The organism is Hafnia paralvei (assembly GCF_020150375.1).
GTDB lineage: Bacteria > Pseudomonadota > Gammaproteobacteria > Enterobacterales > Enterobacteriaceae > Hafnia > Hafnia paralvei.
Genome location: NZ_CP083737.1, coordinates 3767602 through 3780213, shown reverse-complemented (window position 1 = coordinate 3780213; position 12612 = coordinate 3767602). Strand labels below are relative to the sequence as shown.

Sequence of the window (12612 nt, the reverse complement as noted above, 5' to 3'; positions counted from 1 at the left end):
GGGTTAATTGTCCTGTGCCCTCTTGGGGAGGGGCCACTAGAATCCCCAAGGACTATTTATCCTCCTTTATTTTGACTACACTCTGTGGGGTTTCATACCTTGCAGTCAGCGGTGGTGCCGTTCCAGACGCGTGGTGGTTGTTACCGCGATTTTGTTTTTTACGCTGATTTTATTTTTTCTTCCAATGCCAGCATTGACCGATCACTGATTTATTCTTCTTCCCTGCTATCATCAAGCTCGGCAAAATAGTCACTAAGAAAACGTCTTTTATATTTTGGTCACTGGGCCAGCGAAACATCAAGGCTAGCATTGTGTGTTTTTTATACTAAAACATGTTGAATTGCAGAAATAAAATATCCCCCACAATTTAGAACAGAACTCACGTAGCGCGATCGGTTTGCCTGGCTGCTAGCACGTGCGGTTCGGCTGCGTGGAGTGGCTATCGCGGTCGACCTGGATGTGCCCCGCTATTTACTAGCGCCAGAGATTTCGGTGTTGCTGAGTTTCCTTCCCGATTTACGCCAACGCGTATTAATTGAAGCACTATGGAATATTGGCGCTGACGGCACCAAGCGACTTTTTCCCTTCATCAAACTGAGGACACTGAATGAAGCCGTACCCAGCTATATGATGGGTTTTCCGACTAATTATTTCTCAGTCGATGAAAGATTTTTCGCTAAAGTCGCAATCTGGATAAACTCGGCGCGCAGGCCTAATGAATCATCCCCCTTTGCATCACGAGCCAGATTTATGGTGTCATCGATACTAAACGCTCCCGTATAACGCCCGCTATTTTTTAGCTGCTGTGCCAATGCTGCAACGGCGCTAGCAAAGCGGAAGTCATCACTGGCTTGCGACAACGATGATTTTATCTGTGATTTTGTGAGCGGGATTTCAATCAATTTTGAATCATTTCTGATTTCTGATGATACGTCCGCGTCTTTGTTTTTTTGCAGCGTTGGCTCTTTATACCGAATGCGCAGCAGGGCGAGCTCGTTGTTCTTTATATCAGAGGATGGCGTATTATGCTGATAGCGAGACTTCTCTAGCCAGCCTTTTTCCCCTACTGGAATAATTTCATATAAGGCCGTGACCGTATGTCCTGCACCAATATCTCCGGCATCCACTTTATCATTGCTAAAGTCTTCTTGGTTGAGTAGGCGTTTTTCATACCCCAATAAACGGTATTCTTTGACCTGCTGCGGATTGAATTCAACTTGTAGTTTAAGATCATTAGCGACCACGCTCATGGTTGAACTCAGTTGCTCAACCAGTACTTTTTGCGCTTCTTGCATACTGTCTATATAGGCGTAATTACCATTGCCGACGTCTGCAATATGCATCATGAGCGAATCGTTATAATTTCCTTGACCAAATCCTAACGTGGTTAGGTTAATACCATTTTTAGACTTCTTCTTTATTTTCTCTTCCAACTGGTGAGTATCAGTGACACCAACGTTAAAGTCGCCGTCGGTGGCTAAGAAAATACGGTTGATCCCATTTTTAATGAATCCTTTTTCAGCCATTTGGTAGGCCAAGTCAATTCCAGAACCGCCCGCAGTACTGCCGCCAGCACTTAGCTGGTTGATAGCAGAGAGAATATCTGATTTATCTTTACCAGAGGTCGGTGGCAAAACTGTTTTTGTTTCGCCTGAATAAATGACGATAGATATTTTATCTTGATCGCGCATTTTATTAACCAATAATTTCAGCGAGTTTTTTACTAGCGGTAACTTATCTTCGTCACTCATAGAGCCGGATACATCTATTAAAAACACCAGATTGGCGGGTGGCAATGCCGTTGCGTTTATGTCGGTTGCCTTAATGGCAATACGTAACAGCTTCGAGTGCGCGTTCCAAGGGGTTGGCGCAATCTCGGTGGCGACGCTAAACGGCGAGTTATCGACCGGCTTAGGGTAATTATAATGGAAGTAATTAAGCCATTCTTCTAAACGTATAGAATCAGACGGCGGCAATGTTCCTCTATTCAATAAACTGCGCATCATGGTGTAACTGCCAGTATCAACATCGGCGCTAAACGTAGAGATGGGTTCTTGAGCGACAGATTTGACACTGTTTTCCGTATAGGTTGGATATTTATTATGGTCCACGGTCATCGGACTGGCCTGAGTATTCACTGCTAGCTGAGGCTGCATTGCGCCAATGATGTATTCGTTTCCCGTGTGTGCGTATGGATTTTTTTGTGAACAACCACTGGCTACTAAGCTGGATACACATAAAGTGCTTACAAGCAGTATTTTATGTATTGGTTTTTTTTTCATGCTAAACATTTCCTTATGCAGAACAGAATGGTTAATTAATTTAACGTTTTATAAACTTTTTACATCTAGATAATAGAATCTTATTGCCTTAGATTATCGGTGACAGAAAGTAGAGCTATCTGCTCGATTATTTACGCTAGTGTTTTTAATACCTCTAGTAGATATCTTAATGAAAAATATAACCAGCATTTTATTCATACGTTGGGCTGAAAGTGGTGGCATTAAGATTATTCCGTTTTTAATTTTCTGTTGTTATAAGCTGCAATTAATAAAATTATTAATTTCAATATAAGAAAGGAATAATATTCTGATTGTTATCTGTTTTTTTCTATAGATTTACTGCACATTATTAAGTTGAATGATATTGAGCGAAGTCTTAGTTCATCGCCCCTTGAAATATAGGCAAGTTTTCAATCCCCATACGTAAACTGACAGATAACCCCGTAATATAGATGTAATAATATCGATAAATTGTACCCATGGGGTGTGTGATGAAAAATAATTGGATGCAACAAATTCAATCTATGCTGGGTGATAAAACTAAATCACTTGGAGGTTCAGAGGGAGTGGGTAAGTTACTCGCACCTGCGGCATTAGGTGGTTTGGTTGGTGTTCTGCTAGGAAATAAATCATCCCGTAAACTGGTGGGAAAATTTGGCAAAAGCGCGTTGATTGTCGGCGGTTCTGCGGCGGTTGGCGCGGTGCTGTGGAATAAATATAAGCAGCGCGTCAAAGAAACTCATCAGGATGAGCCTCAGTTCGGCGCTCAGGTTTCACCATTAGATACGCGCACTAAGCGACTGATTCAGGCTATTGTGTTTGCGGCTAAAAGTGATGGGCACGTTGATGAGACTGAACGTCAGGCAATCGATAAGAGCTTGCATGAGTTGGGGCTAGGTGCGGAAGCTGAACACTGGGTGCAAGACGCTTTGGCGCAGCCGTTAAATCCAGATTTGCTTGGGAAAGATATCAAGAACGAGGATGAAGCGCTTGAGGTTTATTACCTCAGCTGTGTCGTGATCGATATCGATCACTTTATGGAGCGTAGCTATCTGGATGCTTTGGCTCAGTCGTTGAAGATCCCCGAGGATGTTAAGCAGGGCATTGAACATGATATCAGTGAGAAGAAGCGCGAGCTGGCTTGACCCTAGAGGTTATTTTTGCTGATATACCGCGCCGGTTTTCTAAGAAAACGGTGTTAATTCCATGACGGAGGCGATGGCCTCCGTTTTATTTTTCCAGTTTGCGAGCCTCGACAGTACAGCTACGCAACGGATGTTTACACTACACCTGTCATACTTCAAGCTGCATGTGCGTTGGCTGCGCTCACCTGCGTTACTCGGCAAAGCCTCGCCCTTAGGGGCCAGCGCTGTGCGCTGTTCAAAAAGGCTAACGCTTTTTTGTCCTGCAACTCGAATTATTTAGGGTATATAAATAATCCCCAGATGAAAGAGGGGACGTCGCGGAGGGCTGAACGATGGATTATGAATTTCGCCATGATGTAACTGGACAGGTCGTCGCCGTATTTTCGATGGGGCACGAGGTTGTTGGACATTGGCTTAACGAAGAGGTTAAAGGGAATCTGGAGTTACTGGCTCAGGTTGAACAGGCCGCGGCAGAGGTAAAAGGCAGTGAACGTCAATGGCAGCTTACCGGACATGAATATACGTTATGGTTAGACGGAGAAGAAGTCATGGTTCGGGCTAATCAACTGGCCGTTGAGGGCGATGAAATCGAAGAGGGGATGAGCTATTACGATGAAGAAAGTCTCTCTTTCTGTGGCTTGGAAGACTTTTTGCAGGCGCTGGATAAGTATCGGGCGTTTATCACATCAACACGCTAGCTAACCCTAACCCAATATGGATGCTAGACGTTTAAAAACTAAAAACGGCAGAGATTTTCTGCCGTTTTTTTTGCCAAGCATACGTTGTCGATCAGTTTGCGTAGGCTAAAAGGCTCAGAGAGTCTCGAGCCAGATACTTGCATTTGGTTGCCGTTGGCATCGCAATGCGGCTGAGATCGTGGTAGCTATCTTCACCTAACGCTTTCATTTTTTTAGTATTATAGTTAGATAAATCCCAGCCATTACGGTTGGCAAAAAACACGATAGCCTTCTTGATTTGAGCATTTGGCAAATCATTATAGCCACAGTCATTTTTCAGAAACACGAAGATAGCGGTGAGATCGGCTAAATCTTCGGATTGCATATCATCAATAGCCTGGCTGGCAGAGGTAAAACTCAGCAAACCTAAAAGCAAAAGCACCAGCGAGGTTTTTTTCATAAACAGATGCACATTATTTATTTGTACTTTGACGGTATCATATTTTAACCCTGTTTCTACAGTGTTTCTTACTCATTTTCTTAATCAATTTTGTTAATCTCACGTCATTTAATCAAGTCCCTGCTTGACTCTCCCCTTACTGGAAGGTCTACCCTGAATTCATCATGCGGGGTACAGAAAAACATTTGGCGACTATAGCCATATTGTTCGTTACTCCGATATTTAACTGAGTCTTTTCAACGACGCACAAGGGAATCTGACATGCTTCGCCGCGACTTTATCAAACTCACCGCTGTGCTGGGGGCATCGAGTGCTTTACCGCTCTGGAGCCATTCTGTTTTTGCTGCTAATCGACCCAATTTACCCATCCCCTCGCTGCTGATACCTGATGCTGCAGGTAAAATAGATCTGAAAGTTCAAACAGGTAGCATGAATTGGAAAGCGGGCGTGCAGACGCCAACGTGGGGAATTAACGGCCCACTGTTAGGCCCTGCGATGCGTTTAGAGCGTGGTAAAGATGTTGCCATCAATGTGACCAACGCTCTGCCGGAGGCCACAACAATGCACTGGCATGGGATGGAAATCCCCGGAACGTCTGACGGAGGCCCGCAGGCGGTCATTGAGGCTGGCAAAGTATGGACGGCTGCCTTTAAGGTCGATCAGCCAGCGACCACGGCATGGTTCCATCCGCATACTCATGGCCTTACAGGTCGTCAGGTGGCGATGGGGTTGGGGGGACTGATTATTATTGACGATGAAGAGAGCACCAAGCTTCCCTTGCCTAAGGAGTGGGGCGTCGATGATATCCCTGTGATCCTGCAAGATAAGCGACTCGATGCTAAAGGTCATATCGATTACCAACTGGATATCATGACTGCGGCAGTGGGTTGGTTTGGGGATATGATGCTGACGAATGGCACACTTTATCCGCAGCATCTTGCACCGCGCGGTTGGCTACGACTCCGTTTTCTCAACGGTTGTAACGCCCGTTCGCTCAATTTGGCGACCAGCGATGGTCGCCCAATGTACGTTGTTGCTAGCGATGGTGGCCTGCTGGCTGAGCCAGTGAAGCTGAGTGAATTACCCATTCTCATGGGGGAGCGCTTTGAAGTGCTGATCGATACCCGCGATGGTAAAGCGTTCGATATTGTGACACTGCCCGTTAAGCAAATGGGCATGACGTTAGCCCCGTTCGATCATGCATTACCGGTACTGCATATCCAGCCAACGCTCAAACAAAGCGAAGCAAAATTGCCTGATTCATTAGTCAATATGCCCGCGATCCCAGTGGTTGATAACGTTAAAACTCGTTGGTTACAGCTGATGATGGACCCACAGCTCGATATGATGGGGATGCAGATGATGATGCAGCGCTACGGTATGGAATCAATGGCGGGTATGAGTATGCAGGGCCATGGTGATATGTCGGGTATGGATCATAGTGGTATGCAGGGCATGAAAATGCAGGGGCATATGGGGCATGGCAAAATGAATCATGACGGCATGGGACATGGGCAGAAGACCGCTCAGGACTATGATTTCATGCATGGCAATAAAATCAACGGAATCGCGTTCGATATGGCGAAGCCGATGTTTGATGTCAAACGTGGTACCTACGAGAAATGGACGATTTCGGGGGAGGGCGACATGATGCTCCATCCGTTCCATATTCACGGTACTCAGTTCCGTATTCTTTCTGAAAACGGCAAACCACCGGCAGCCCACCGTAGTGGATGGAAAGACACCGTGCGTGTTGAAGGATGGCGTAGTGAGGTATTAGTGAAATTTAATCATGAAGCCCCTAAAGAACGCGCCTACATGGCACATTGTCATCTGCTAGAGCACGAAGATACAGGGATGATGATGTCGTTTACCGTTAGCTAATTTATCTGACCGCCTATGCCATTTAGTGATGAAACATAGGCTGAAATCGCGTCCATCAGCGAGCATTGATATTTTCATATAAATATTGATGTTGGCTGGTGGACGTCATCGACACCCTTTCAGTCTTACGAGTTCTTCAGTATATCCGTTTTTTGCGGATGATTTCCTGAATTCATAAGCGATACCTATATCACCGACAATCTTTTAACCATGTGCCTTCTTGCTCACCCATGCTATTCTGTTGTTCTTAAAATGATTTTTAGCCAAGTGACATCTGAATTCCCTAAATATAAAAATGAAGCTATTTCAAACAATAACAGCAGGACTGCTGTTTTCTCTGTGGGTTATTTGTACGCCGAATACGGCGATTGCCGACCTTTTGCCTGATAGTTGGCAGCAGTATCAATACATGGAAGCCGAGCGCGACAGCGAGATTTATTCGTTGGTGGGGGAACACGTTATTCCGGTTGGGCAAATTCAGCAGGGGCAGATACTCAACGTGTTTCAAGCAGATTCGGAATATTATGAGTTCCGCTTCGGCAACGGTACCGGCTTTATTGCGCGCGAAGATGTGAAAGAGCTAAAGAAGCGTGAGCCTCCGCGCGACAATCTGAACGACCTACGCAAAAAAAGTTTCCAAAATCTGGTGACAAGCCGTCCTGTGACGGTTTATAGCCAAGCAGACAATCAAAGCACGCCGGTGGCTATACTGGAAGAGAACCTACGCTATCCGGTCCTTGATAAGCAAAAAGATCGTCTCAACCAGACATGGTATGCCATTAATCTAGGCGATCGCTTTGGCTATGTCAGTGCCCTCGATGCCGATTTAGATAACGGTATTGCGGTGCTTACGTATCACCACATTCTGAAAAATGAAGAGAATAAGCGTTTCCGTCGGACATCAACGACCACATCGGATGTGGCTTTCAGTAACCAGATGGCCTATCTCAAGCAGGCTGGCTACAGTACGCTGTCGATGTATCAGTTGGAAGGCTATCTCACCGGAAGCATGAATCTACCGGCTAAAGCCGTGGTGCTTACTTTCGATGATGGTTTGAAATCGGTTTATCGCTATGCCTATCCGGTGCTTAAGCAAAATGGGCAAAGAGCCACTGCGTTCATTATCTCTTCGCGTATCAAGCGCCATCCACAAGCCTGGAATCCTAACGGACTCCAGTTTATGAGTATTTCCGAGCTGCGTGAAATCCAGGATGTATTTGATATCCAATCGCACACTCATTTCCTGCATCGGGTGAGTGCTAACAAGCAGCCTATTCTGTTCAGCCGGTCATATCACAATATTCTGTTCGATTTTCAGCGTTCACGGCGTGCTTTGTCCCAGTTCAATCCACACGTACAGTATTTGTCATACCCCTTTGGCGGCTACAATCAAAAGGCGATGGACGCCGCACGTGATGCGGGATTTCATTTAGCGGTAACGACGGTGCAGGGGAGAGTCAGAATGGGGGATAACCCGTTTGCACTGAAACGGTTATATGTCCTACGCACAGATTCGGTACAGAGCATGGCTGCGCTGATTGCGAATAACCCACAACCAGTGCCAGAAAAGCCGAATGCGGTGCCAGTGAAAGTGCCTGCGAAGGCGGTGACAGCACCGGTATTGTAAATCGTGAAGAGGCGCCAGCGTGCGCCTCTTCATCGTACTCGTGCGCTCCGAACGGCTTAAATCGGGATTATGCCACCTGCACCGGTACTGCTTTTGCCAAGCGCTTCATCACATTGTCACCTTCAAAATAGGCAACTTTAGGATTGTGTGAGCGCGCCTGTTCGTCAGACATTTGTACGTAGGAGCAGATAATCATGGTGTCGCCAACGCACGCGCAGCGAGCGGCAGCACCGTTAACGGAAATGATTTTTGAACCGCGTTCGGCGGCGATGGCGTAGGTTGAGAAGCGCTGACCGTTGTCTACGTTATAGATATCGATCGCTTCATATTGCAGGATTCCCGCTGCATCCAGAAAATCCTGATCGATGGCGCAAGAGCCTTCGTAATGCAAATCTGCCTGAGTCACTTTGACGCGGTGGAGTTTGCCTTGCAACATAGTGCGTACCATAACAATACCTTCATTAACATCTATTGATGGCAACCGTCGCGCTGAAAACCGCGACGGCAATTCTTCCTATTTTAATCGAGTGGTCGACTAAATTATCTAAAATAAGTTTACCACTGTATGTAAAATAATTAACTCTCGGCGTTAAAAGGCACGCGCATGTTATCGATAAGGCGAGCCTTACCTAACCATGCAGATACCAGAATCACCGCTGTTTTGGTATCGACGTTAACATCCAGTAGCGTGTCAGCATCACGGACAAACAGTTCATCTGGCTGCAAACCGGCTTCACGCAGGCGGCTAGTGGCTTGTTCTAGCAGCTCGTCGATATTACGCTCACCGTTCTCTAGCTGAGTGGCTAAATGGCTCATGATGTTATATAGGCGCGGCGCTAAGCGACGTTCATCTGCGGTGAGATAGCCATTACGCGAACTCAAGGCTAACCCATCTGGGCCGCGTACAATCGGCACACCGACGATATCAATATCGAAGTTCAGGTCAGATACCATCTTGCGGATCAGGGCCAACTGCTGGAAATCCTTTTCACCAAAGCAGGCAATATCTGGCTGGATCAGGTTGAATAGTTTGCTGACGATAGTTGAGACACCGCGGAAGTGCCCAGGACGGCTAGCGCCTTCTAGCATGGTTGAAAGCGAAGGCACATCGACGTAGGTCTGTTGTTCTAATCCTTTCGGATAGACTTCTTTTTCAGACGGAGCGAAGACCAAATCCACGCCTAGCCGAGTTAATTTCTCACAATCTTCCTGCAACGTACGAGGATAGCGCGCTAAATCGTCAGGGCGGTCAAACTGCATTGGGTTTACAAAAACGCTGACCACAACGACATCGGCTCGCGCTTTGGCTTCTTCGACTAGCGTAAGGTGACCTTGGTGTAGATTACCCATGGTGGGTACCAACGCAATGCGCTTGCCTTCTTGACGCCAGCGACGAATTTCACGACGTAACAGAGGGATTGTCTCAATGATTAACACAGTGGTTCTCCAAACTGATGATCTATCCCCCTCCCTGAAGAGGGAGCGATGGATGACGCTGACGAATTAGTTAAACGTATGCTCTGCAGCCGGATACAAGCCCTGCTCCACTTCTTCAATATACAGACGAATAGCTGAGCGAATGTCACTTTGTCCTGCAAGGAAGTTCTTCGCAAACTTAGGCGTGTGGCCGCCGGTAATGCCTAAAGCATCGTGCATGACAAGAATTTGGCCGTCGGTGTCTTTACCCGCGCCAATGCCAATAACGGGAATTTGTAGTGCGTCGGTAATGGTTTTTGCCAGCGCAGCAGGTACACACTCTAATACCAGCAACTGTGCACCCGCAGCTTCCAACGCTAGCGCATCTTCCAGCAGTTTATCCGCGCCGTCTTTATCACGCCCTTGAACTTTATAGCCACCGAAAATATTTACCGACTGTGGCGTTAAACCTAGATGAGCACAGACGGGTACGGCACGATCGGTAAGCATCTGCACGGTTTCAGTTAACCAACTCCCGCCTTCTAGCTTGACCATATTGGCTCCAGCGCGCATCAACGTCGCTGCGTTGGTGCAGGCCTGCTCAGGCGTGGCATAGGTCATGAACGGAAGATCGGAAAGTAACAGACAGTATGGTGCCCCACGCCGTACGGCACGCGTATGGTAAGCCACATCTTCGATCGTGACAGGCAGTGTTGAATCATGCCCCTGCAGTGTCATACCAAGAGAATCGCCAACTAACATCACGCGAATTCCCTGATCCTCAAACAACTTGGCAAAGCTGGCGTCATAAGCCGTGATGGTGGCAAATTTAGTTTTTTGTTGTTTTAACTGTAACAGATGGGTGATGCTGGTCGGTTTCATGAGATCCCCTGACGGCGTCATTCAGACTGAGACAAAAGCGCATTCTAAGAGATGTTATGCGGTAGGAACAGCGCTTTATCTGTCAGTCGCATCGGAAAGGTATTATCGCTGGATTAACACTAACTATCAGAAAACAAAGGGGAAAACGATAGTTGGTGCGGGGATGGATATATACAGGGAAATAATTATTTATAGTTATTTCATGGATATAACTATGAAATTACCAGCGATGGAGTGGCGCTGCGCCAAGTTTTTTGAGGGCGTGACTCAGACTTTCTCCGTCAGGAAAATGGACATCAGGCGCAATTTCAGCCAGAGGATAGAGCATAAATGAACGATTTTTCATGTCGTAATGCGGAACGGTCAATCGCTCGGTGTTAATGATGTCATTGCCAAAAAGCAAAATATCAAGATCCAGCGTCCGTGGCCCCCAACGCTCATCTTTGCGTACACGGCCGTGCTCTAGCTCGATTTTTTGCGTGTGATCTAACAGGCGTTCTGCGGGTAAATCTGTGTCTAGTGCCACCACCGCATTCAGGTAATCCGGTTGATCTTGAGGCCCAAGCGGCGGTGTACGATACAGCGATGAGGTTGTGATAAGCTGAGTCTGCGGCAGTTTAGCCAGCGCGTTGAGCGCTGACTGAACCTGATGCAAAGGATCGGCAAGATTGCTGCCTAAGGCAATATAGACGCGTGTCATTCGCCGTTGCCTTCACGGCGCGGTGCGCGGCGGCGAGGACGACGTGGGCGACGGCGAGCACCATCATCACCAAGTTCGTTGGCCATCGTTTTCTGACGCGTCAGCGGAGCTTTCTGGAATTCATCCCACCACTGAGTCAAACGCTGTAGCTCATTGCTGTTCTCAGCCTGAGCACGCAGCGCCAGCAGATCAAAAGCGGCACGGAACTTAGGTTGTTCCATCAGCTTATGCGCACGTTTTCCTTGGCGGCGAGACAGACGCAGTTGCAGGGACCAGATATCACGAACTAATGCGGTGATACGCTTTGGAATCGCGAGAGTGCGACATTGCTCGTCCAAAACATCATTCATCGCCAGAGCGAAAGCGTCGTAGTAGGTCAATCCACTTTCATCATTAATTTTTTGTGCCAGCTCAATCAGCGGATACCACAGCATAGCTGCGAACAGAAATGCAGGATTCACTCGCATGCTGTTTTGCAAACGATGATCGGTGTTTTTCAGCACCTGATTGATGATTCGTTCCAGCGGGCTATCGCCATTAGGTGTGAAGTGGCGAGAAATGACGGGGAACAACGGCTGGAATAGCTGGTATTCGCACAGCAACTTATAAGTGGCCAAACCATAGCCAGACTGTAGTAGTTTCAGCGACTCTTCAAACAGGCGAGCCGATGGGATCTCATGCAGCAGCGCCGCTAAACGTGGAATAGGCTCCGCCGTTTGCGGGCAGATAGTCATATCCAGCTTGGCCGCAAAGCGTACCGCACGCAGCATTCGTACCGGATCTTCACGGTAACGCGTTTCAGGATCGCCTATCAGGCGAATTCGACCTTCCTGCAAATCACGCAGGCCGCCGGTGTAATCACGAACCGTAAAATCTGAAATGCTGTAATACAGGCTATTGATGGTGAAATCGCGACGCTGGGCATCTTCTTCGATATTGCCGTAAACGTTGTCGCGTAACAGCATGCCGTTTTGCGCTTGCTGAGAGATATTTTTGCCATCACCAGCATGTTCATGGTGACCACGGAAAGTGGCAACTTCGATAATTTCTGGGCCAAACATCACGTGGGCCAAACGGAAACGGCGGCCAACTAAGCGACAGTTGCGGAACAATTTACGTACTTGCTCCGGCGTTGCGCTCGTGGTGATGTCAAAATCTTTAGGCTGTTTACCGAGCAGCAGATCGCGCACGCCACCACCAACCAGATACGCTTCGTATCCTGATTTGTTCAGGCGATAGAGAACCTTGAGGGCGTTCTCACTGATTTGTTGGCGCGAAATGTTATGTTGATCGCGCGGGATCACCGTCATTGAACGTGACTCCTCCGCTTGTGCGCTCTCCGCCTCTCGGCTTAAAACCTTACGGCAAAAGTTGGCGACTCGGGTAAAAATGGTGCACCTCGATAGTGTCTTGTTAGTCGTATGCTCTGAATCATTCAAGCTGCGTTTAGCGCCCGCAACGTGATACATGACGAGTATATGCAGAAAAAATAGCGGGTCATCATAGCGTAAGCGGGCCATTTTGAGAATGGCGCTGATA

Annotated in this window: 11 protein-coding genes; 4 read left to right on the top strand and 7 right to left on the bottom strand. The window is 47.4% G+C overall.

What is annotated here, in order from left to right; all coding sequences use genetic code 11:
• Positions 1 to 647 precede the first annotated feature (647 nt).
• Entirely contained in the window at positions 648 to 2282 is a 1635-nt protein-coding gene (locus K9N75_RS17680; protein ID WP_224451955.1) for a vWA domain-containing protein, read from the bottom strand.
• A 491-nt stretch (positions 2283 to 2773) separates the two neighbouring features.
• On the opposite strand from K9N75_RS17680, the gene K9N75_RS17675 reads away from it, so the two are divergent.
• Both K9N75_RS17675 and yacL read left to right on the top strand, forming a co-directional pair.
• Positions 2774 to 3427 (top strand): tellurite resistance TerB family protein, encoded by a 654-nt coding sequence (locus K9N75_RS17675; protein ID WP_008814571.1) that lies wholly within the window; start codon positions 2774 to 2776, stop codon positions 3425 to 3427.
• Between the two features lie 332 nt (positions 3428 to 3759).
• Positions 3760 to 4125, top strand: a complete 366-nt coding sequence (yacL, locus tag K9N75_RS17670) for a protein YacL (RefSeq protein ID WP_224451954.1) — start codon at positions 3760 to 3762, stop codon at positions 4123 to 4125.
• 91 nt (positions 4126 to 4216) lie between these two features.
• Here the strand turns inward: yacL and K9N75_RS17665 are convergent, their stop codons facing one another.
• Complete coding sequence (locus K9N75_RS17665; protein ID WP_008814569.1) at positions 4217 to 4564, bottom strand: YacC family pilotin-like protein; 348 nt, start codon at positions 4562 to 4564, stop codon at positions 4217 to 4219.
• Between the two features lie 261 nt (positions 4565 to 4825).
• Between K9N75_RS17665 and cueO the strand changes: the two genes are divergently transcribed.
• Together cueO and K9N75_RS17655 are read left to right on the top strand one after the other, a co-directional pair.
• Positions 4826 to 6448 carry a multicopper oxidase CueO gene (gene cueO / locus K9N75_RS17660; protein ID WP_061059607.1) on the top strand — a complete coding sequence of 541 codons (1623 nt, stop codon included), beginning with the start codon at positions 4826 to 4828 and terminating at the stop codon, positions 6446 to 6448.
• A gap of 295 nt (positions 6449 to 6743) precedes the next feature.
• Complete coding sequence (locus K9N75_RS17655) at positions 6744 to 8075, top strand: polysaccharide deacetylase family protein (RefSeq protein ID WP_064572896.1); 1332 nt, start codon at positions 6744 to 6746, stop codon at positions 8073 to 8075.
• 67 nt (positions 8076 to 8142) lie between these two features.
• On the opposite strand, the gene panD is transcribed toward K9N75_RS17655, so the two are convergent.
• From panD to pcnB, 5 genes are all read right to left on the bottom strand, one after another.
• A complete protein-coding gene (gene panD / locus K9N75_RS17650; protein WP_008814566.1) occupies positions 8143 to 8523 on the bottom strand; it encodes an aspartate 1-decarboxylase in 381 nt (126 codons plus the stop codon).
• Positions 8524 to 8651: 128 nt separating this feature from the next.
• On the bottom strand, positions 8652 to 9512 hold the full coding sequence (gene panC, locus K9N75_RS17645) for a pantoate--beta-alanine ligase (protein ID WP_035503722.1): 861 nt from the start codon (positions 9510 to 9512) through the stop codon (positions 8652 to 8654).
• Positions 9513 to 9578: 66 nt separating this feature from the next.
• Positions 9579 to 10373: a 3-methyl-2-oxobutanoate hydroxymethyltransferase gene (gene panB, locus K9N75_RS17640; protein WP_061059609.1), complete on the bottom strand. Its 795-nt coding sequence runs from the start codon at positions 10371 to 10373 to the stop codon at positions 9579 to 9581.
• A gap of 220 nt (positions 10374 to 10593) precedes the next feature.
• Positions 10594 to 11073, bottom strand: coding sequence for a 2-amino-4-hydroxy-6-hydroxymethyldihydropteridine diphosphokinase (gene folK / locus K9N75_RS17635; RefSeq protein ID WP_224451953.1), 480 nt, complete (start codon positions 11071 to 11073; stop codon positions 10594 to 10596).
• The gene (gene pcnB, locus K9N75_RS17630) at positions 11070 to 12464 is read right to left on the bottom strand and encodes a polynucleotide adenylyltransferase PcnB (protein ID WP_211271668.1); all 1395 of its coding nucleotides are present in this window, start codon (positions 12462 to 12464) and stop codon (positions 11070 to 11072) included. The genes folK and pcnB overlap by 4 nt, the downstream gene beginning before the upstream one ends.
• Positions 12465 to 12612 lie beyond the last annotated feature (148 nt).